This window comes from Citrobacter sp. NCU1 (genome assembly GCF_010231475.1).
In the GTDB taxonomy this organism is placed as follows: domain Bacteria; phylum Pseudomonadota; class Gammaproteobacteria; order Enterobacterales; family Enterobacteriaceae; genus Citrobacter_D.
In genome coordinates this window covers 12,549-32,113 of sequence record NZ_NRDO01000087.1, presented here as the reverse complement: position 1 = coordinate 32,113, position 19,565 = coordinate 12,549, and the positions used below count along the sequence as shown (strand labels likewise).

General features: G+C 51.5%; 21 protein-coding genes and 1 pseudogene. 12 read left to right on the top strand and 10 right to left on the bottom strand.

The features are described 5' to 3' along the window. Positions 1–60: 60 nt before the first annotated feature. Both yjeM and epmA read right to left on the bottom strand, forming a co-directional pair. Positions 61–798 (bottom strand): annotated as a pseudogene (gene yjeM / locus CJP72_RS22195) (glutamate/gamma-aminobutyrate family transporter YjeM); the annotation flags it as partial. A gap of 204 nt (positions 799–1,002) precedes the next feature. Beyond that, positions 1,003–1,980 carry an elongation factor P--(R)-beta-lysine ligase gene (gene epmA, locus CJP72_RS22190; protein WP_162383459.1) on the bottom strand — a complete coding sequence of 326 codons (978 nt, stop codon included), beginning with the start codon at positions 1,978–1,980 and terminating at the stop codon, positions 1,003–1,005. Positions 1,981–2,302: 322 nt separating this feature from the next. Here epmA and frdA point away from each other — a divergent pair, with 322 nt between their 5' ends. From frdA to CJP72_RS22160, 6 genes are all read left to right on the top strand, one after another. Further along, positions 2,303–4,093, top strand: coding sequence for a fumarate reductase (quinol) flavoprotein subunit (gene frdA, locus CJP72_RS22185; RefSeq protein WP_162383458.1), 1,791 nt, complete (start codon positions 2,303–2,305; stop codon positions 4,091–4,093). Further along, entirely contained in the window at positions 4,086–4,820 is a 735-nt protein-coding gene (gene frdB / locus CJP72_RS22180) for a fumarate reductase iron-sulfur protein (RefSeq protein ID WP_162383457.1), read from the top strand. The genes frdA and frdB overlap by 8 nt, the downstream gene beginning before the upstream one ends. Positions 4,821–4,830: 10 nt before the next feature. Beyond that, the gene (gene frdC / locus CJP72_RS22175) at positions 4,831–5,226 is read left to right on the top strand and encodes a fumarate reductase subunit FrdC (RefSeq protein ID WP_162383456.1); all 396 of its coding nucleotides are present in this window, start codon (positions 4,831–4,833) and stop codon (positions 5,224–5,226) included. 10 nt (positions 5,227–5,236) lie between these two features. Next, the gene (gene frdD, locus CJP72_RS22170) at positions 5,237–5,596 is read left to right on the top strand and encodes a fumarate reductase subunit FrdD (RefSeq protein WP_162383455.1); all 360 of its coding nucleotides are present in this window, start codon (positions 5,237–5,239) and stop codon (positions 5,594–5,596) included. A 145-nt stretch (positions 5,597–5,741) separates the two neighbouring features. Continuing rightward, positions 5,742–6,887, top strand: coding sequence for a CMY2/MIR/ACT/EC family class C beta-lactamase (gene ampC / locus CJP72_RS22165; RefSeq protein ID WP_162383454.1), 1,146 nt, complete (start codon positions 5,742–5,744; stop codon positions 6,885–6,887). Between the two features lie 66 nt (positions 6,888–6,953). Beyond that, entirely contained in the window at positions 6,954–7,484 is a 531-nt protein-coding gene (locus CJP72_RS22160) for a lipocalin family protein (RefSeq protein ID WP_162383453.1), read from the top strand. Here the strand turns inward: CJP72_RS22160 and sugE are convergent. Next, positions 7,481–7,798 (bottom strand): quaternary ammonium compound efflux SMR transporter SugE, encoded by a 318-nt coding sequence (sugE, locus tag CJP72_RS22155; protein WP_162383452.1) that lies wholly within the window; start codon positions 7,796–7,798, stop codon positions 7,481–7,483. The genes CJP72_RS22160 and sugE overlap by 4 nt on opposite strands. Positions 7,799–8,054: 256 nt before the next feature. Between sugE and CJP72_RS22150 the strand changes: the two genes are divergently transcribed. Next, positions 8,055–8,648, top strand: a complete 594-nt coding sequence (locus CJP72_RS22150; RefSeq protein ID WP_162383451.1) for a helix-turn-helix domain-containing protein — start codon at positions 8,055–8,057, stop codon at positions 8,646–8,648. 41 nt (positions 8,649–8,689) lie between these two features. Here CJP72_RS22150 and ecnB read toward each other — a convergent pair whose 3' ends face one another. From ecnB to efp, 3 genes are all read right to left on the bottom strand, one after another. Next, positions 8,690–8,836, bottom strand: a complete 147-nt coding sequence (gene ecnB, locus CJP72_RS22145; protein WP_162383450.1) for a lipoprotein toxin entericidin B — start codon at positions 8,834–8,836, stop codon at positions 8,690–8,692. A gap of 104 nt (positions 8,837–8,940) precedes the next feature. Beyond that, positions 8,941–9,075: a lipoprotein antitoxin entericidin A gene (gene ecnA, locus CJP72_RS22140; RefSeq protein ID WP_162383449.1), complete on the bottom strand. Its 135-nt coding sequence runs from the start codon at positions 9,073–9,075 to the stop codon at positions 8,941–8,943. Positions 9,076–9,136: 61 nt separating this feature from the next. Continuing rightward, a complete protein-coding gene (gene efp, locus CJP72_RS22135; RefSeq protein WP_162383448.1) occupies positions 9,137–9,703 on the bottom strand; it encodes an elongation factor P in 567 nt (188 codons plus the stop codon). Between the two features lie 40 nt (positions 9,704–9,743). Here efp and epmB point away from each other — a divergent pair, with 40 nt between their 5' ends. Together epmB and yjeJ are read left to right on the top strand one after the other, a co-directional pair. Further along, positions 9,744–10,772: an EF-P beta-lysylation protein EpmB gene (gene epmB / locus CJP72_RS22130; protein WP_162383447.1), complete on the top strand. Its 1,029-nt coding sequence runs from the start codon at positions 9,744–9,746 to the stop codon at positions 10,770–10,772. Positions 10,773–10,907: 135 nt separating this feature from the next. Continuing rightward, positions 10,908–11,765: a YjeJ family protein gene (yjeJ, locus tag CJP72_RS22125; protein ID WP_162383446.1), complete on the top strand. Its 858-nt coding sequence runs from the start codon at positions 10,908–10,910 to the stop codon at positions 11,763–11,765. Positions 11,766–11,821: 56 nt separating this feature from the next. Here yjeJ and CJP72_RS22120 read toward each other — a convergent pair whose 3' ends face one another. The 3 genes from CJP72_RS22120 to CJP72_RS22110 all read right to left on the bottom strand — a co-directional run bounded on the left by CJP72_RS22120 (position 11,822) and on the right by CJP72_RS22110 (position 14,296). Continuing rightward, positions 11,822–12,175 carry a DUF4156 domain-containing protein gene (locus CJP72_RS22120; RefSeq protein ID WP_162383445.1) on the bottom strand — a complete coding sequence of 118 codons (354 nt, stop codon included), beginning with the start codon at positions 12,173–12,175 and terminating at the stop codon, positions 11,822–11,824. Between the two features lie 137 nt (positions 12,176–12,312). Then, positions 12,313–13,959: a chaperonin GroEL gene (groL, locus tag CJP72_RS22115; RefSeq protein WP_162383444.1), complete on the bottom strand. Its 1,647-nt coding sequence runs from the start codon at positions 13,957–13,959 to the stop codon at positions 12,313–12,315. A 43-nt stretch (positions 13,960–14,002) separates the two neighbouring features. Next, the gene (locus CJP72_RS22110; RefSeq protein WP_008453772.1) at positions 14,003–14,296 is read right to left on the bottom strand and encodes a co-chaperone GroES; all 294 of its coding nucleotides are present in this window, start codon (positions 14,294–14,296) and stop codon (positions 14,003–14,005) included. Between the two features lie 276 nt (positions 14,297–14,572). On the opposite strand from CJP72_RS22110, the gene yjeH reads away from it, so the two are divergent. Then, entirely contained in the window at positions 14,573–15,823 is a 1,251-nt protein-coding gene (gene yjeH / locus CJP72_RS22105) for an L-methionine/branched-chain amino acid transporter (protein ID WP_162383443.1), read from the top strand. A 35-nt stretch (positions 15,824–15,858) separates the two neighbouring features. On the opposite strand, the gene CJP72_RS22100 is transcribed toward yjeH, so the two are convergent. Next, positions 15,859–16,335 (bottom strand): FxsA family protein, encoded by a 477-nt coding sequence (locus CJP72_RS22100; protein WP_162383442.1) that lies wholly within the window; start codon positions 16,333–16,335, stop codon positions 15,859–15,861. A gap of 338 nt (positions 16,336–16,673) precedes the next feature. On the opposite strand from CJP72_RS22100, the gene aspA reads away from it, so the two are divergent. Further along, a complete protein-coding gene (gene aspA, locus CJP72_RS22095) occupies positions 16,674–18,110 on the top strand; it encodes an aspartate ammonia-lyase (RefSeq protein ID WP_162383441.1) in 1,437 nt (478 codons plus the stop codon). Between the two features lie 115 nt (positions 18,111–18,225). Next, a complete protein-coding gene (gene dcuA, locus CJP72_RS22090) occupies positions 18,226–19,527 on the top strand; it encodes an anaerobic C4-dicarboxylate transporter DcuA (RefSeq protein WP_162383440.1) in 1,302 nt (433 codons plus the stop codon). Positions 19,528–19,565: the final 38 nt, after the last annotated feature.

Below are 19,565 nucleotides of genomic sequence, written 5' to 3'. Positions count from 1 at the left end.
AAGCCACTGGAGCACCTCAAAAACACCATCATACACTAAATCAGTAAGTTGGCAGCATCACCAGACAATTCCCTTGGCAAAGTTTTTTTCCGGTTTTTCTGTTTTATCGACAAGACCACCGACTGCTTCAATACCACCGTAGGCAAAAATAGCGAAAACAACGAATGACAACATTGCCAGGCCGGACTGATATCCAGGATTCGGTGAGGCGACAAAATTAATATCTTGCGCAAAATGCCCGCCATTTAATAACAAAATAGCGACACTCACCAACAGCAAAACTAAATTAAGGCACATCACTGCAATACCGCCTACTGCGGTAATACGTGCAATTTTATTAATCCCTCTGGCGGCAATGCCCGTCACCAGAATCATCCATCCCACGGCGAGCAGTCCAACGATCTGTGTAGGCTCAAGCCCGGCAAACTGCCAGTGCTGCGTCATGTCTGCGCCAAACAAGAATGTCGAGAAAGGAACCCAAATTTTAGCTGCGGTGCTCACCATCCAGATAATATAAGAGGAGAACCACATAAAGGTACCGATAAATGCGTAGCGTGGCCCAACGCTATTATTCATCCACGAGTATATTCCACCCTCTTCTTTTCGATAAGCGGAACCCATCTCGGCCATCATTAATGCAAAGGGAATAAAGAATAACAGTGCAGAAAAAATATACCACGGGATGGCGCTATACCCCATTAAATAAAAAGCGGAGGGGCTATTTGCGAAACCAAAAACTGACGTAAATATCATCAGAATGAGGCCAATCAGGCTCATTTTTTTTATTGTTTGGAGCATTAAAATCTTCCTCACCGGGGAGAACGTTTTTCAAACGTCGCTCACCCATTTGCGCTGCCCCCCTGTCGAGGTCAGCAATGCATAAATCAAAACAGAATTAAGGCCAGCACGATAGCAGATACCCAGAAACAAATTGTGGCTATTAGAGGTAAAACGAACATAGAGGCTGCAAAGCGGCGATTTAGCCGCCTTGCAGAAAGGTCGTTATGCGCGGTCGACGGTGAAAGCAATCACGTCTGCAAGGCTTTCAGCCCCTAATGCCAGCATCACCAGACGATCAACGCCTAACGCCACACCGGAGCAATCCGGCATACCCACTTTTAAGGCTTCGAGTAAGTTATTGTCGATAGGCTGCTGCGGCAGACCGCGCGCCGCACGCTTACGGTTGTCTTGTTCAAAGCGTTGCTGCTGCTCGCGGGCATCCGTCAACTCATGGAAACCATTCGCCAGCTCAATACCTTTGAAATACACCTCAAAACGTTCAGCCACACGATGATCTTCCGTACTGATTTGCGCCAGAGATGCCTGACTTGCCGGAAAATGGTACACAAACGCGGGTTTCTCTTTACCAATATGCGGTTCGACGCCCATAACAAACAGCAGTTGCAGCAGCGTATCCCGGTCTTCTTCTGTATCCGCGATATTACTTAAATCCAGTTTTGCTGCGGCTTCACGCAACTGGGTTTTATCTGCTGACAGCGGGTCAAGCTCGAGATGGCGTTGAAACGCCTGCTGGTAAGAGAGGCTTTCTGCAGGCTGGCAATCGAGCACCTGCTGCAGGAGGTCATCCACTTCATTCATCAGGCGGTACATATCGTAGTGAGGACGATACCACTCAAGCATGGTGAATTCCGGGTTATGGTGACGCCCCATCTCTTCATTACGAAAACTGCGGCATAGCTGAAAGACCGGACCGCATCCCGCCACCAGCAGGCGTTTCATGTGGTATTCCGGGCTGGTCATCAGGTAGAGGTTCATCCCCTGCGAATGACCAGGTCCAACGAAACGCGTCTCAAACGGGAACAAATGAATGTCTGTTACCGTCGCCTGACTCATGCAAGGCGTCTCAACCTCAAGCACTCCACGATCGGCAAAGAAACGACGAATTTCCGTCATAATTGCCGCGCGTTTTAACAGATTGGGGATGGACGCGCTCGGCTGCCAGGTTGCCGTTTCGCTCATGGTTCTTTCTCCGATATATGACAAGGGCACGAAGTCTACTCGTAACCTGTCAGGGAGACAAATATTGCGCGCATGCGCCTTATGTGGAATCGAAGGTTAAAAAACTGAAGATGGAAGGTTTAGTAATTAAATTAATCGAAATCAATGATAATTCGCGCCACTGATACGCTAAAAAAATCGAACACGTCAAATTTCCCTTCTATCCCTGCGACTATACTACGATACCTATAAAGGAGCAGTGGAATCGCATTCGCCATTCGCATATATCAGAGACTAAACTGACTGCGTGAGTGGTGAAATAACAACAATCTGGAGGAATGTCGTGCAAACCTTTCAAGCCGATCTTGCCATTATAGGCGCCGGTGGCGCAGGATTACGCGCTGCAATTGCTGCCGCGCAGGCAAATCCTAACGCTAAAATCGCACTGATCTCAAAAGTGTACCCAATGCGCAGCCACACGGTTGCTGCCGAAGGTGGCTCAGCCGCTGTCGCGCAGGATCATGACAGCTTTGACTACCATTTTCACGATACGGTAGCAGGTGGAGACTGGTTGTGTGAGCAGGATGTCGTGGACTACTTTGTTCACCACTGTCCAACTGAAATGACGCAACTGGAGCAATGGGGTTGCCCGTGGAGCCGTCGTGAAGACGGTAGCGTCAACGTACGTCGTTTCGGCGGGATGAAAATTGAGCGTACCTGGTTCGCCGCGGATAAGACCGGCTTCCATATGCTCCACACCCTGTTCCAGACTTCCCTGCAGTTCCCGCAAATTCAGCGTTTCGACGAACACTTCGTTCTGGACATCCTGGTAGACGACGGCCATGCCCGCGGTCTGGTCGCGATGAACATGATGGAAGGCACGCTGGTGCAAATCCGTGCTAACGCGGTGGTGATGGCAACGGGCGGCGCTGGCCGTGTATACCGTTACAACACCAACGGCGGCATCGTAACCGGTGACGGTATGGGTATGGCACTGAGCCACGGCGTTCCGCTGCGTGATATGGAATTCGTTCAGTATCACCCAACCGGTCTGCCAGGCTCTGGTATCCTGATGACTGAAGGCTGCCGTGGTGAAGGCGGTATTCTGGTCAACAAAAACGGCTACCGTTATCTACAGGACTACGGCATGGGTCCGGAAACCCCGCTGGGTGAGCCGAAGAACAAATACATGGAACTGGGTCCGCGTGACAAAGTTTCTCAGGCTTTCTGGCACGAATGGCGTAAAGGCAACACCATCTCCACCCCGCGTGGCGATGTGGTTCACCTCGACCTGCGTCACCTCGGCGAGAAAAAACTGCTCGAACGTTTACCGTTCATCTGCGAACTGGCGAAAGCCTATGTCGGCGTCGATCCAGTTAAAGAGCCAATCCCGGTTCGTCCGACCGCGCACTACACCATGGGCGGTATCGAAACCGATCAAAACTGCGAAACCCGCATCAAAGGTCTGTTTGCCGTTGGCGAATGTTCCTCTGTAGGTCTGCATGGTGCCAACCGTCTGGGCTCTAACTCCCTGGCAGAATTGGTGGTCTTTGGCCGTCTTGCTGGTGAGCAAGCGATGGAACGCGCTTCTACAGCGGGTACCGCCAACAGCGCTGCGCTTGATGCACAGGTTGCAGGCGTTGAACAGCGTCTGAAAGACCTGGTGAACCAGGAAGGCAGCGAAAACTGGTCGAAGATCCGTGATGAAATGGGTCTGTCCATGGAAGAAGGTTGCGGTATCTACCGTACGCCAGAACTCATGCAGAAAACGGTTGATAAGCTGGCTGAACTGCAGGAACGCTTCAAGCGTGTGCGTATTACCGACACGTCCAGCGTCTTCAATACCGACCTGCTGTACACCATCGAGCTGGGCCACGGTTTGAATGTTGCTGAATGTATGGCGCACTCCGCTCTGGCACGTAAAGAATCGCGCGGCGCGCATCAGCGTCTGGACGAAGGTTGCACCGAGCGTGACGACGTCAACTTCCTCAAACATACCCTCGCCTTCCGCGATGCTGATGGCACCACTCGCCTGGACTACAGCGACGTGAAAATCACCACTCTGCCGCCAGCAAAACGTGTATACGGTGGCGAAGCGGAAGCAGCCGATAAGAAGGAGAAGGCGAATGGCTGAGATGAAAAACCTGAAAGTTGAGGTGGTGCGCTATAACCCGGAAGTGGATACCGCGCCGCACAGTGCTTTCTATGATGTCCCTTATGATGAAACAACGTCACTTCTGGATGCGTTGGGCTACATCAAAGATAACCTGGCACCAGACCTGAGCTACCGCTGGTCCTGCCGTATGGCAATCTGCGGCTCTTGCGGCATGATGGTCAACAACGTACCAAAACTGGCGTGCAAAACCTTCCTGCGTGATTACACCAGCGGTATGAAGGTTGAAGCGCTGGGCAACTTCCCGATTGAGCGCGATCTGGTCGTCGACATGACGCACTTTATCGAAAGCCTGGAAGCCATAAAACCGTACATCATCGGTAATTCACGCACACCGGGTCAGGGTCCGAATACCCAGACTCCGGCGCAAATGGCGAAGTATCACCAGTTCTCCGGTTGCATCAACTGTGGTCTGTGTTACGCCGCGTGCCCGCAGTTCGGCCTGAACCCTGAGTTCATCGGTCCGGCGGCGATTACGCTGGCGCATCGTTATAACGAAGATAGCCGCGACCACGGTAAGAAGGAGCGTATGGCTCAGTTGAATAGCCAGAACGGCGTTTGGAGTTGTACTTTCGTGGGCTACTGCTCCGAAGTGTGTCCGAAACACGTCGATCCGGCTGCAGCCATCCAGCAGGGTAAAGTAGAAAGCTCGAAAGACTTTCTTATCGCTACCCTGAAACCACGCTAAGGAGTGCAAGATGACGACTAAACGCAAAGCCTATGTGCGGCCAATGACGTCCACCTGGTGGAAGAAGCTGCCGTTTTATCGCTTTTACATGCTGCGCGAGAGCACCGCAGCGCTGGCAGCCTGGTTCAGCATTGAACTGATTTTCGGCCTGTTTGCCCTCAAGCATGGCGCTGAATCCTGGATGGGATTCGTCGGTTTTCTGCAAAACCCAGTAGTGGTGATCCTCAACCTGATCGCTCTGGCTGCAGCATTGCTGCATACCAAGACCTGGTTTGAGCTGGCGCCAAAAGCGGCCAACATCATTGTAAAAGACGAAAAAATGGGGCCAGAGCCGATCATCAAAGGTCTCTGGGCGGTTACTGCGGTTGCGACCGTAGTTATTCTGTATGTTGCCCTGTACTGGTAAGGAGTCCGGGATGATTAATCCAAATCCAAAACGCTCTGACGAACCCGTATTCTGGGGACTGTTTGGTGCAGGTGGTATGTGGGGCGCGATCATTGCGCCGGTCATGGTTCTGCTGGTCGGCATTATGCTGCCACTGGGACTCTTCCCGGGCGATGCCCTGAGCTACGAACGTGTACTGGCCTTTGCACAAAGCTTTATTGGCCGCGTGTTCCTGTTCCTGATGATCGTTCTGCCGCTGTGGTGTGGTTTACACCGTTTGCACCACCTGATGCATGACCTGAAAATCCACGTGCCGGCTGGCAAGTGGGTCTTCTACGGCCTGGCTGCCATTCTGACCGTTGTGACGCTGATTGCTATCGTCACGCTCTGATTAGCACCACCGTTGTTCCGGCCCGCCACTGGCGGGCCGTTTTATTTCTGCTGTCTCTTCTCCCTGCCATCATCGCAAATAGTGTAATCTACTGCCGCAATCTGTCCCGGATATCCCTCTGGCTCTCTGTTACGGAAATAACGTCATGATGAACAAAACCCTCTGCAGTGTGTTACTCCTTACTGCCTCCAGTTCAGTGCTTGCCACACCGCACACTGAGCAACACATCGCTGATGTTGTAAACCGCACCATTACCCCATTAATGAAAGAGCAGGCGATGCCGGGAATGGCCGTTGCGGTGATTTATCAGGGTAAGCCGAGGTTCTTTACCTGGGGTAATGCCGACATTGCCAAAAACCGCCCGGTCACTCCACACACCCTGTTTGAACTCGGTTCCGTGAGTAAAACATTCACCGGAGTATTGGCGGGGGATGCTGTCGCTCGCGGTGAAATCAAACTCAGCGATCCGGCTACAAAATACTGGCCTGCGTTGAAGGGTAAACAGTGGCATGGTATCAGCCTGCTACATCTGGCGACCTATACTGCCGGGGGCTTACCGCTTCAGGTGCCGGACAGCGTGACGGATGACGCTTCGCTGCTTCACTACTATCAAACCTGGCAGCCGGAGTGGGCTCCGGGCAGCAAACGTCTGTACGCCAATTCCAGCATCGGCTTGTTTGGCGCGCTGGCGGTCAAACCTTCTGGCATGAATTACGAAGAAGCAATGACCACGCGCGTCTTCAAACCGCTAAAACTCGAACATACCTGGATTACCGTCCCCACGTCAGAACAGAAAGATTATGCCTGGGGTTATCGCGAAGGTAAGCCTGTTCATGTTTCACCCGGCCCACTGGATGCAGAGGCGTATGGTGTTAAATCCAGCATTGAAGATATGGCAAGCTGGGTCCAGGCCAACATGGACGCCTCCCATATTCAGGACAAAACATTGCAACAAGGCGTGATGCTAGCCCAGTCGCGCTATTGGCGTATTGGAGAGATGTATCAGGGATTGGGCTGGGAAATGCTGAACTGGCCGGTACAGGGCGAAACGGTCATTAAGGGTAGCGATAATAAGATCGCGCTGGCAGCACTGACAGCCGTGGAAATTAACCCACCCGCGCCTGCGGTCAAAACATCCTGGGTACACAAGACGGGCTCTACCGGCGGGTTTGGCAGTTACGTTGCTTTTATTCCAGAGAAAGAGCTCGGTATCGTGATGCTGGCGAATAAAAGCTATCCAAATCCGGCACGTGTCGCCGCCGCATATCAGATTCTGGAATCTCTGCAGTAATCTGTCACTGCCCACCTTTTCCTTGCTGTCATCTACACTTAACAGAAAACCAGCAAGGAAACCCCCATGCGAATTCTGCCTGTTATCACCGCGGTGACAGCCGCGTTTTTAGTGGTTGCTTGCAGCTCACCCACTCCGCCGAAGGGCGTTACAGTCGTCAATAACTTTGATGTGAAGCGCTACCTCGGCACCTGGTATGAAATTGCACGCTTTGATCATCGCTTCGAAAGAGGACTTGAAAAAGTCACCGCCACTTACAGCCTGCGCGATGACGGCGGCCTTAATGTGACCAACAAGGGCTACAATCCGGATCGGGAAATGTGGCAAAAAACGGAAGGAAAGGCCTGGTTTACCGGCGATCCCCGTCGGGCCGCACTGAAAGTCTCGTTCTTTGGTCCATTTTATGGTGGCTACAACATCATCGCACTTGACAGAGAATATCACCACGCGCTGGTGTGCGGCCCGGATCGCGACTATCTGTGGATTCTCTCGCGCACACCGACCATTTCTGACGAAATGAAGCAGCAAATACTCGCCGTCGCGACCCGGGAAGGGTTTGATGTCAGTAAGTTAATCTGGGTGAAACAACCCCATTAATGGGTGCTGAGCTTCAGACCAATAATACCCGCAACGATCAGCGTCAGACTGGCCAGACGCATCGGGCTGGCGGATTCACCCAGTAAGAGAATCCCGGTGATGGCCGCACCAACGGCGCCTATACCGGTCCAGATCGCGTACGCAGTCCCAACGGGCAGGGTTTTCATTGCCCATGAGAGCATCGCAATACTGACGATCATGGCGACGACGGTAATAACACTTGGCGTCAGACGGGTAAATCCGTGGGTATATTTGAGGCCAATCGCCCATACAACTTCAAGCAGGCCAGCAATTAACAAAACAATCCAGGACATTTTAGGCTCCAGAGAGATGGGGCCGTCCCCGGTGAAAGATACGTTTGCAGGTCGTCCCACAAAGCCGATGAATGAAAAGGTATTTTTGCCCGACAAAAAGTGAATTTCAATCTTTTTATTTCTGATCGCCTAAAAGCCTGAATTGGATGCAATAAGCAACGTAGTTCCGGCATTTAGTCCTCATCAGACGTCTCTATGATGAGACGCTTTCTGAAGTCAGGAAGCCATTGGCCTTACTTCTGAATGCGATAATTTTATGTTGAAAATATTAGTGATTGACCGATGCCACTTTACCCGTACGGGAATCGAGGCCTGGCTTAATCATTCTGGTTTGTTTAGTGCTTCATTTCTGGTGTCAGGGTTAAATAATCTCTTGCTGGCAAAAGAACATATTCTGCAATGGAAGCCCCATTTGATTATTGCTGATTTATATAGCTTTCTTAACGACTCTCATCCATTTCAGCCGATTGCCCCCTTCTTTATGGCCTGCGGGATGGCTCCGCTTATCTTGCTGCAATCAGGCGGCGAATACCGTGCTTCAGCGTTCAGCTCACGGTATGCTGTCCATGCCGTATTATCAAAAACAGCCACGTTGTATGAGCTCGCAAAAACAATTCATGCTGCGTTACGCGTGAGACCGCTTTTAGACACGCCCAAAACCGCCACGTCACTGCTTACGCCACAGGAAGAGAAAGTGTTGACGATGTGGATGGAGGGTACGGGAAACAACGCAATTGCCAGTGCGCTCGGGATTCATGGCAAAACGGTTTACACCTACAAACGCAACATTCGCATGAAACTGCACATGGATAATCGCTATTCACCGTTTTTGTCACTGCCAGGCCGGTAAGATTAACGGCACGACACGCACAGCGGTCGTACCGTTCATGATTAATCCTGAGCTTTTGCCGCAGCGCCCGAGATAGCCTGGCCACCCTCAGAAATATCCTGACCAACGCCGCGCGTCGTATTGCAGGCGGTTAATAGAGAGGAAAGTACCAGAACAGAAAAGATTGCTGCAATTGTCTTCTTAACCATAGCGTCTTCCTTTTTAGCCAATGTTGTGCGTATAGCTACTTAATAATAGACAACATCCCGTAACTTGACGGGAAACAGACGGTTTTTCAGACGATGCGAAAAGACTAGCTGGCAGCGTGGGAGATGGAATTGCCGAGATGTTTGATATCTTCGCCAAAGCCACGTGCGGTATTACACCCCGTCAACAAGGTTGCGGTCAGTAAGATAAGTGTTACAAGACTGAGAAGACGTTTCATCATTCCTGCCCTGGAAAAATGTATGGCGCAGCAAATGCTGCACCATGAGATCAAGTAAGGCGTATTACTTCACGCGGGATACGTATTCACCAGAACGGGTATCCACTTTGATCACTTCGCCGATCTGAACGAACAGCGGAACTTTAACCACTGCGCCAGTAGACAGCGTTGCCGGTTTGCCGCCAGTACCTGCGGTATCACCTTTCAGGCCCGGATCCGTTTCAATGATTTCCAGCTCAACAAAGTTCGGCGGGGTAACAGAAATAGGCTGGCCGTTCCACAGGGTCACGATGCACTCAGCCTGATCCAACAGCCACTTAGCGCTGTCGCCTACCGCTTTCGCGTCTGCAGCCAGCTGTTCGAAAGTGGAGTTGTTCATGAAATGGAAAAACTCACCGTCGTTGTACAGGTAAGTCAGGTTCATATCGACAACGTCTGCGCCTTCAGCGGAGTCGGTTGATTTGAAGGTTTTCTCTACGCGAGTACCGGTCAGCAGACGACGCAGCTTAACGCGCGCAAAAGCCTGGCCTTTGCCCGGTTTTACGAATTCACTGGCTTCAACTGCATAAGGTTCGCCGTCCATCATGATTTTAAGACCGGCACGAAAATCGTTGCTATAGTAAGTCGCCATAAGGCCCTCTGAAATTGTTAACTGGTAGCTTAGCCACAAAATGGCGCATATTGTAACCCTAAACACCCCATCCAGAGAAGATTGGTTAGTGCAACTTGCAGATGTTATAACCGATCCGGATGAACTGTTGCGTCTTTTAAATGTAGACGCTGATGAAAACTTACTCGCCGGTCGCGAGGCAAAACGTCTTTTTGCCTTGCGTGTTCCCCGTGCTTTTGTGGCGCGGATGGAAAAAGGCAATCCTGATGACCCGCTTTTACGCCAGGTACTCACCTCGCGCGACGAGTTTGTCTCAGCGCCCGGTTTCTCAACCGATCCGCTGGAAGAACAGCACAGCGTCGTGCCCGGATTACTGCATAAATACCGCAATCGGGCGCTATTACTGGTGAAAGGCGGCTGTGCGGTAAACTGTCGCTACTGTTTTCGCCGTCACTTCCCGTATGCGGAGAACCAGGGCAATAAGCGAAACTGGCAGGTGGCTCTGGATTACATCGTCGCGCACCCGGAACTGGATGAAATCATCTTCTCTGGCGGCGATCCGCTGATGGCCAAAGACAATGAGCTGGACTGGCTACTCACACAGTTGGAAGCGATACCGCATATTAAGCGACTGCGTATTCATAGCCGTTTACCGATCGTCATTCCCGCACGCGTGACGGAAGGTCTGACCGCGCGTTTTGCCCGTTCAACGCTGCAGATTTTGCTGGTTAACCACATCAACCATGCGCAGGAAATTGGCGACGATTTCCGCCAGGCGATGCGCAAGCTGAAAATAGCAGGCGTCACATTGTTGAATCAGAGCGTACTGTTGCGCGATATCAACGATAACGCGCAAACGCTGGCGGATCTGAGCAATGCACTGTTTGATGCAGGCGTGATGCCCTACTATCTGCATGTGCTGGATAAGGTTCAGGGCGCGGCCCATTTTCTGGTCAGCGACGACGAAGCACGCGCCATCATGCGGGAGCTGCTGACGCTGGTTTCCGGCTATATGGTGCCGAAGCTGGCGCGTGAAATCGGCGGTGAGCCGAGCAAAACGCCGTTGGATTTGCAGTTAAGGCAGCGATAACCCCTCTCTTTTGACCCTGCGCGGAGTGCTTCGCGCAGTTTTCAAGTCCGGATACCGACTCTCAGGAAACAAAACCGGGTGTTATTTTAGCCCCCATCATTTCGGGCAGAACAAACCTATCCAGAGAGAACCACCATGGCCTTAACACTCACCGGCATTAACACCGGCGTCATTCGACACGGCAACCAGTTCCAGGCGCTGGCGCTTAACCTCCGGCATGAGCAGAATGAAACTTCGCTAATATTTATTTCGGCACTCCAACTGCGCGATCTTTATATCTACTTTGAGCATCGTCTGTATTTGCAAAATCAGCGGAATGCCAAACAGAAAGCTGCTTTCAAAAAAAGCCAGGATATCGCCATGCAGGCAATGCTCAAAAATATTCCACCACTGACCAAAACACAGATGCTGGAAGCCGATACCCGCCGACGGGTTGAGAAACTAGAGCCGCACACCAGCCACGCCAGAGGATTTCAGTTGGCGTTTTCACTGCAGGGCGGTCATTCACTGCTCCTCCAGCTTGAAGATACGCAGATTGCGGTCGTCATCAGCGCGATTTCTCACGCCATTAATAACGCCGGCATGCATAAATTATCGCTAAGGATCTCCTCATTACTGGATTTTCTGCCCATGTACGATGCCGATATTAAAAGCGACGGTGAGATGAAGTATGACAACTATCCCTATCCGGCATGGAAATTAGCGATGTTCACGCATTATCTGGCGCTGGTTTATCACTATACCGACAGCAATGGGCAAGATTGCGCATGCGGCACAATCGTGAAATCCCGCATTCGAGGGGAGATAAAAGAGACCGAGGCAATGGCCCGGCGTTTACTGGCGTTCAGCCCGCGGATGAAGAAGCTGGAAGGAAAACCTTGCCGTATCACCGTGGCGACTCTCGCATCCGGCGCGGGTCACTTTCCTCGGGAACGCTGCCTGAAAGCACTGTATCAGCTTTATCAGACCACATTGCCCGCAACGGCAGAATAACAAAACGCCCTCAGGTTTCCGGAGGGCGTTTTCAACATGTTTCAACACTGAATAAATCAGTTCGGGCACTTATAAACCTGACCGTTCATTTCACTGGCGGTCGGAACAAAACTGGATAACATGCCCTGAGATGGGCTGCTCACACCATAAATCACGTTGCCGCCCATTGCTGCCGCCTGATTACGCAGGTCGTTCGCCGCTCCTCGCATGGAGCCGCCCTCTTCGCCATGCTGACCAGACAGCCAGTTACTTTGCTTACCGGTAGCAGTGCCAAGCAACTGACACTCAGCACCAGGCTTGTCTTCTACGAAGCGTACGCTTTGACCGGCAGCGCTCAGTTCGTTGCTGGAGCTACAACCCGCCATCAGTAGCGCGGCACCAACGATCCCTGCTAAATATTTCACGTGCATGCTATTCCCCATAATCAATGAGCTGGACGTAGATCGTCCGTGTGAGAATCTTATACTAAAAAGCTGATCAAAAGAAAAACCCCCGGGCATTTCTGCCCAGGGGTTTCTCTATTTCTGCGAGGTGCAGAACAACATGATTACATCATGCCGCCCATTCCACCCATGCCGCCCATACCACCAGCAGCGCCTAAGTCAGCCGCATCGCCTTTCGGCAGGTCGGTAACCATGCACTCAGTGGTGATCATCAGGCCAGCAACAGAAGCTGCGTACTGCAGAGCAGAACGGGTCACTTTGGTTGGATCCAGGATACCCATATCGATCATGTTGCCGTACTCTTCAGTTGCAGCGTTATAACCGTAGTTACCGTCGCCCGCTTTCACGGTGTTAGCCACAACAGACGGTTCTTCGCCGCAGTTCAGTACGATCTGACGCAGTGGGGATTCCATTGCGCGCAGCGCAACTTTGATACCCACGTTCTGGTCTTCGTTCTGACCTTTCAGGTCAGCAATTTTGCTTGCTACGCGGATCAGCGCGACGCCACCACCAGCAACCACGCCTTCTTCTACCGCAGCACGGGTCGCGTGCAGAGCATCTTCAACACGTGCTTTCTTCTCTTTCATTTCAACTTCGGTCGCAGCACCGACTTTGATAACGGCAACGCCGCCTGCCAGTTTCGCTACGCGCTCCTGCAGTTTTTCGCGATCGTAGTCAGAGGTTGCTTCTTCGATCTGCTGGCGAATCTGAGTCACGCGACCCTGGATTGCCTCTTCGTCGCCCACGCCATCAATGATGGTGGTGGTGTCTTTGTTGATCACAACGCGTTTAGCCTGACCCAGATCTTCCAGGGTCGCTTTTTCCAGTTCCATACCGATCTCTTCAGAGATAACGGTACCACCGGTCAGAGTCGCGATGTCCTGCAGCATTGCTTTACGACGGTCGCCGAAGCCCGGTGCTTTAACCGCAGCGACTTTCACGATGCCGCGCATGGTGTTAACTACCAGCGTAGCCAGCGCTTCGCCTTCAACATCTTCAGCGATGATCAGCAGCGGTTTACCTGCTTTAGCAACGGCTTCCAGAACCGGCAGCATTTCGCGGATGTTGGAGATTTTCTTGTCAGCCAGCAGGATGAACGGGCTTTCCAGTTCTACTGCGCCAGTTTCTGGCTTGTTGATGAAGTAAGGAGACAGGTAACCGCGGTCAAACTGCATACCTTCAACCACGTCCAGTTCGTCCTGCAGGCCGGTGCCGTCTTCAACGGTGATCACGCCTTCTTTACCGACTTTGTCCATCGCTTCTGCGATCAGTTTACCTACGGTTTCGTCGGAGTTAGCAGAGATAGTACCAACCTGAGCGATAGCTTTAGAGTCAGAGCACGGTACAGACAGTGCTTTCAGCTCTTCAACCGCAGCAGCGACAGCTTTGTCGATACCACGTTTCAGATCCATTGGGTTCATGCCCGCAGCAACAGCTTTCAGACCTTCAGTGATGATGGACTGAGCCAGTACGGTCGCGGTGGTGGTACCGTCGCCTGCAGCGTCGTTCGCTTTAGAGGCCACTTCTTTCACCATCTGCGCGCCCATGTTTTCGAACTTGTCTTCCAGTTCGATTTCACGTGCTACAGAAACACCATCTTTGGTGATGGTCGGAGCGCCGAAGGATTTATCCAGCACCACGTTACGGCCTTTCGGGCCCAGAGTGACTTTAACTGCATCTGCCAGTACGTTTACGCCGCGCAGCATTTTCACACGAGCGTCGTTACCGAATTTTACGTCTTTAGCTGCCATTATCTCTTTTCCTTAAATTCGTATGTTCAGTGTCGTTCGCGGATTACGCTTCAACAATTGCCAGGATGTCGCTTTCGGACATGATCAGCACTTCTTCGTTGTCGATCTTCTCGGACTTCACGCCATAGCCATCGTTGAAAATAACGATGTCGCCGACTTTCACGTCCAGCGGCTGCACACTACCGTTTTCCAGAATGCGGCCCTTACCGACAGCGATGATTTCGCCACGAGTTGATTTACCTGCTGCAGAACCGGTCAGAACGATGCCGCCAGCTGATTTGGATTCAACTTCTTTACGTTTGACGATCACACGATCATGTAACGGACGAATACTCATTGATAGCTCTCCTTTGAGAAAGTCTTTATCAGTTATGGGTGACGCCGGCCCGTAAACGGATTTCCCGGCTAGTGACCAGAGAGATGGGGATGGGGTTATACCCCTTCAAGGGGGCAACCAAAAAAAAATTCTTATCAGGAGAAAATCCGGTCAAAACACCAACCCACCTCACATTTCGCACCAATTTCAGGGCCGCCGTCCTCAGAAGATCTGATTGTGATACCATCAAAAATCTGCGTAGTTGCCTGAATTTTAGGCGTAACCGGATAATGATTCATGAGCGGACTAAAACAAGAGCTGGGACTGGCTCAGGGGATTGGCTTGTTATCGACATCATTGTTAGGCACTGGTGTCTTTGCCGTTCCTGCGCTGGCGGCGCTTGTCGCGGGGGATAACAGCCTGTGGGCATGGCCGATTCTCATCGTGTTAGTTTTTCCAGTGGCCATCGTGTTTGCGGTCCTGGGTCGCCATTACCCCAGTGCCGGAGGCGTGGCACATTTTGTTGGAATGGCGTTTGGAATTCATCTGGAGCGGGTTACCGGCTGGCTATTTTTGTCGGTCATTCCCGTCGGTTTACCTGCCGCGCTGCACATTGCCGCTGGATTCGGCCAGGCAATGTTCGGCTGGCACGGCGGGCAGTTGCTCCTGGCAGAACTGGGGACGCTGGTTCTGGTCTGGTATATCGGTTCTCGCGGCGCCAGCTCCAGCGCTAACCTGCAAACGATCATCGCGGGTCTGATTGTGGCGCTGATTGTCGCCATCTGGTGGGCTGGCAAACTGCAACTTGCGGCAATCCCCTTCCCGGCGCCTGGTGATATCGAAATATCGGGGCTGTTCTCTGCGTTATCGGTGATGTTCTGGTGCTTCGTCGGTCTTGAAGCCTTTGCGCATCTGGCATCCGAATTCAAAAAGCCTGAGCGAGACTTTCCGCGCGCCCTGATGATTGGCCTGGTGCTGGCAGGTTCCGTTTACTGGGCATGTACGGTGGTAGTTCTGCATTTTGGCGCTTACGGCGAGCAGATGGCAGCGGCGGCTTCGCTCCCTGAAATTGTCGTGCAACTGTTTGGCGTCCAGGCATTGTGGGTTGCCTGCATCATTGGTTATCTGGCCTGTTTTGCCAGTCTGAATATTTATATTCAAAGTTTCGCCCGCCTGGTCTGGTCGCAAGCGCGATACAAACCTGACCATTATCTGGCACGCCTCTCCTCCCGCCAGATCCCGCATAATGCGCTAAATGCCGTACTGGTATGCTGCGTTATCAGTACGTTGTGCATTTATGTACTCGAAATCAACCTCGATGCGCTGATTGTCTACGCTAATGGCATCTTTATTATGATCTATCTACTGTGCATGCTGGCGGGGTGCCGTTTGCTGAAAGGACGCTTTCGCGCGCTGGCGGTCATTGGCGGTGTGCTGTGTCTGCTGTTATTGGCGATGGTCGGCTGGAAAAGTCTGTACGCCATTATTATGCTGATAGCACTGTGGTTGTGTTTACCCAAGCGAAAACAGGCTGAAAGCCATTTGTAAGCCGGATAAGCGCAGCGCCATCCGGCTTACCGGGTTTAATCCCGGCGATCGTCTTTATGATCGATACGGTCGCGCTCATCGTCCTTGCGCTGAAACTCGCCGTCAAACGTCTCACCCCCTCCAGTTCCGGCGCTGAAACCGCCGCCGGGCATCCGGGAGAAACGCAAATGCGGCAGTAATTTCATCGTCAGGTGTTTCTGAACGGGTGGTAATAAAAGAAGAAGACCAAGGAAGTCGGTGAAAAAGCCCGGCAAGACCAGCAACAAACCGGCAATGATCAGCGACACGCTCTTGATCATCTCCGCAGCGGGACTTTCACCCGCCGCCATTTTCTGTTGCATCAGCAAAAAGTTTTTAAATCCTTGATTGCGTACCAGCGACATACCGACGATCGAAGAGAAGATCACCAGAATCAGCGTCATCAGTACGCCCAGCACCTGGGAGACCTGGATAAAGATAGAAATCTCAATGTAAACATAGAGAAAGATGGCAATAAGTGGTATCCAGCGCAAAGGGATCTCCTGTAGGTAACCGCCGTTTCAGCACGTCGGTTTGAATAATTGTGCAATTTGCATCCGACTTATATTGAGGTACTCAGCAAAATTTCAAGCCATTTATGGATATATTTATGGGAGTAATCCAAAAGGGGTGATCTATCTCACAAAATAATAAATAAGGAGTAATAACCCACATTTTAAGTGATCCAGATTACGGTAGAAATCCTGAAGCAGCATATCATCTCGGACATCAGACCGATGCAGGGGATAATCGTCGGTCAGGAAACATTCGAAACCACATATATCCTGTGTGTTTAATGTAATTTTTTGGCAGCTTGAAAAAGAAGGTTCACATGTTAAACAACATTCGTATCGAAGAAGATTTGTTGGGTACCAGGGAAGTTCCAGCGGAAGCCTATTACGGTGTTCACACTCTGAGAGCGATTGAAAACTTCTACATTAGCAATAACAAAATCAGTGATATTCCTGAATTTGTCCGCGGTATGGTAATGGTGAAAAAGGCAGCAGCACTGGCTAACAAAGAGCTGCAAACTATTCCTAAGAGTGTGGCAAATGCCATCATCGCCGCCTGTGATGAAGTCCTGAACAACGGCAAATGCATGGACCAGTTCCCGGTAGACGTATACCAGGGCGGTGCAGGCACCTCCGTCAACATGAATACCAACGAAGTGCTGGCCAATATCGGGCTGGAGCTGATGGGCCACCAGAAAGGTGAATATCAGTATCTGAACCCGAACGACCACGTAAACAAATGTCAGTCCACCAACGACGCTTACCCGACCGGTTTCCGCATCGCGGTATACGCATCTCTCGTTAAACTGATTGATGCTGTCAACCAGTTGCGCGAAGGTTTTGAGCGTAAAGCTGAAGAATTCCAGGACATCCTGAAAATGGGTCGTACCCAGTTGCAAGATGCTGTGCCGATGACCCTGGGTCAGGAATTCCGTGCTTTCAGCGTACTGCTGAAAGAAGAAGTGAAGAACATTGGACGTACTGCAGAATTGCTGCTTGAGGTTAACCTCGGCGCAACCGCAATCGGTACGGGTCTGAACACCCCTAAAGAGTACTCTCCTTTAGCGGTACAGAAACTGGCAGAAGTCACGGGCTTTGCCTGTGTACCAGCAGAAGACCTGATTGAAGCGACCTCTGACTGCGGCGCATACGTTATGGTGCATGGCGCGCTGAAACGTCTGGCTGTGAAGATGTCCAAAATCTGTAATGACCTGCGTTTGCTCTCTTCTGGCCCACGTGCCGGTCTGAACGAGATCAACCTGCCGGAACTGCAGGCGGGCTCTTCCATCATGCCAGCGAAAGTGAACCCGGTTATTCCAGAAGTCGTTAACCAGGTCTGCTTTAAAGTCATCGGTAACGACATCACTGTCACCATGGCGTCTGAAGCAGGTCAGCTGCAACTGAACGTGATGGAGCCGGTTATTGGTCAGGCAATGTTTGAATCCATTCATATCCTGAGCAACGCCTGCTACAACCTGCTGGAAAAATGCATTAACGGTATCACTGCTAATAAAGAAGTCTGTGAAGCATTCGTTTATAACTCAATCGGTATCGTCACTTACCTCAACCCGTTCATCGGCCACCACAACGGCGACATCGTCGGTAAAATCTGTGCCGAAACAGGTAAGAGTGTACGTGAAGTCGTACTGGAGCGCGGTCTGTTGACTGAAGCTGAGCTGGACGATATTTTCTCTGCACAGAACCTGATGCACCCTGCTTACAAAGCAAAACGTTATACTGATGAAAGCGAACAGTAATCGTACAGGGTAGTACCACACAAGGCACGTCAGATGACGTGCCTTTTTTCTTATTGGAAGTTACTTAAAAACAACAATTTAATATCAACCTGTTAAACAACTAGGAAGGCTAAAAATGATAGTTGTAGAACTTATCATCGTTTTGCTGGCAATCTTTTTGGGTGCCAGACTTGGGGGCATTGGTATAGGATTTGCTGGTGGGCTTGGCGTTTTGGTTCTTGCAGCCATAGGCGTGAAGCCCGGTAATATCCCGTTCGATGTAATTTCCATCATCATGGCAGTTATTGCTGCCATCTCTGCCATGCAGGTCGCCGGCGGTCTGGACTATCTGGTTCACCAGACAGAAAAACTGCTGCGTAAAAACCCGAAATACATCACGATCCTCGCTCCGATTGTGACTTATTTCCTGACCATCTTTGCAGGTACAGGCAACATCTCTCTGGCAACTCTGCCAGTTATCGCTGAAGTGGCGAAGGAACAAGGGATCAAACCTTGCCGTCCGCTCTCCACTGCGGTGGTCTCTGCGCAAATAGCCATTACCGCGTCGCCAATTTCTGCGGCGGTGGTATACATGTCTTCCGTCATGGAAGGTCATGGCATCAGCTACATTCACCTGCTGTCCGTGGTCATTCCGTCCACCCTGCTGGCGGTGCTGGTGATGTCCTTCCTGATCACCATGCTGTTTAACTCTAAACTTTCTGACGATCCGGTATACCGCAAGCGTCTGGAAGAAGGTTTGGTTGAACTGCGCGGCGAGAAGCAAGTTGAAATCAAAGCAGGTGCGCAAAAATCTGTTTGGTTGTTCCTGTTGGGCGTAGTCTGTGTTGTGGCTTATGCCATCATCAACAGCCCGAGCCTCGGCCTGGTCGCTAAACCGCTGATGAACACCACCAACGCTATTCTGATCATCATGCTGAGCGTCGCGACGCTGACGACTATCGTCTGCCGCGTTGAGACTGACTCCATCCTGAACTCCAGCACCTTCAAAGCAGGGATGAGCGCCTGTATTTGTATCCTGGGTGTGGCATGGTTGGGTGATACCTTCGTTTCTGCCAACATCGACTGGATCAAAGAGACTGCAGGTAGCGTGATTCAGGGTCATCCTTGGCTGCTGGCGGTGATCTTCTTCTTCGCTTCTGCGCTGTTGTACTCTCAGGCAGCAACCGCGAAGGCGCTGATGCCGATGGCGCTGGCACTGAACGTTTCTCCGCTGACCGCTGTAGCGTCTTTCGCAGCTGTTTCCGGTCTGTTCATTCTGCCTACCTACCCAACGCTGGTTGCGGCGGTTCAGATGGATGACACCGGTACTACCCGTATCGGTAAATTCGTCTTTAACCATCCGTTCTTCATCCCGGGTACTCTGGGTGTTCTGCTTGCTGTTTGCTTCGGCTTCCTGCTGGGCAGCTTCATGCTGTAAGTATTACCCGCGGGGCGTGTTATACGCCCCGCACTCCT

Bases quoted from the DNA above. Each gene is read 5' to 3' on its own strand.
- epmA (WP_162383459.1), bottom strand. From the start codon at position 1,980: ATGAGCGAAACGGCAACCTGGCAGCCGAGCGCGTCCATCCCCAATCTG.
- frdB (WP_162383457.1), top strand. From the start codon at position 4,086: ATGGCTGAGATGAAAAACCTGAAAGTTGAGGTGGTGCGCTATAACCCG.
- frdC (WP_162383456.1), top strand. From the start codon at position 4,831: ATGACGACTAAACGCAAAGCCTATGTGCGGCCAATGACGTCCACCTGG.
- frdD (WP_162383455.1), top strand. From the start codon at position 5,237: ATGATTAATCCAAATCCAAAACGCTCTGACGAACCCGTATTCTGGGGA.
- ampC (WP_162383454.1), top strand. From the start codon at position 5,742: ATGATGAACAAAACCCTCTGCAGTGTGTTACTCCTTACTGCCTCCAGT.
- CJP72_RS22160 (WP_162383453.1), top strand. From the start codon at position 6,954: ATGCGAATTCTGCCTGTTATCACCGCGGTGACAGCCGCGTTTTTAGTG.
- sugE (WP_162383452.1), bottom strand. From the start codon at position 7,798: ATGTCCTGGATTGTTTTGTTAATTGCTGGCCTGCTTGAAGTTGTATGG.
- CJP72_RS22150 (WP_162383451.1), top strand. From the start codon at position 8,055: ATGTTGAAAATATTAGTGATTGACCGATGCCACTTTACCCGTACGGGA.
- ecnB (WP_162383450.1), bottom strand. From the start codon at position 8,836: ATGGTTAAGAAGACAATTGCAGCAATCTTTTCTGTTCTGGTACTTTCC.
- ecnA (WP_162383449.1), bottom strand. From the start codon at position 9,075: ATGATGAAACGTCTTCTCAGTCTTGTAACACTTATCTTACTGACCGCA.
- efp (WP_162383448.1), bottom strand. From the start codon at position 9,703: ATGGCGACTTACTATAGCAACGATTTTCGTGCCGGTCTTAAAATCATG.
- epmB (WP_162383447.1), top strand. From the start codon at position 9,744: ATGGCGCATATTGTAACCCTAAACACCCCATCCAGAGAAGATTGGTTA.
- yjeJ (WP_162383446.1), top strand. From the start codon at position 10,908: ATGGCCTTAACACTCACCGGCATTAACACCGGCGTCATTCGACACGGC.
- CJP72_RS22120 (WP_162383445.1), bottom strand. From the start codon at position 12,175: ATGCACGTGAAATATTTAGCAGGGATCGTTGGTGCCGCGCTACTGATG.
- groL (WP_162383444.1), bottom strand. From the start codon at position 13,959: ATGGCAGCTAAAGACGTAAAATTCGGTAACGACGCTCGTGTGAAAATG.
- CJP72_RS22110 (WP_008453772.1), bottom strand. From the start codon at position 14,296: ATGAGTATTCGTCCGTTACATGATCGTGTGATCGTCAAACGTAAAGAA.
- yjeH (WP_162383443.1), top strand. From the start codon at position 14,573: ATGAGCGGACTAAAACAAGAGCTGGGACTGGCTCAGGGGATTGGCTTG.
- aspA (WP_162383441.1), top strand. From the start codon at position 16,674: ATGTTAAACAACATTCGTATCGAAGAAGATTTGTTGGGTACCAGGGAA.
- dcuA (WP_162383440.1), top strand. From the start codon at position 18,226: ATGATAGTTGTAGAACTTATCATCGTTTTGCTGGCAATCTTTTTGGGT.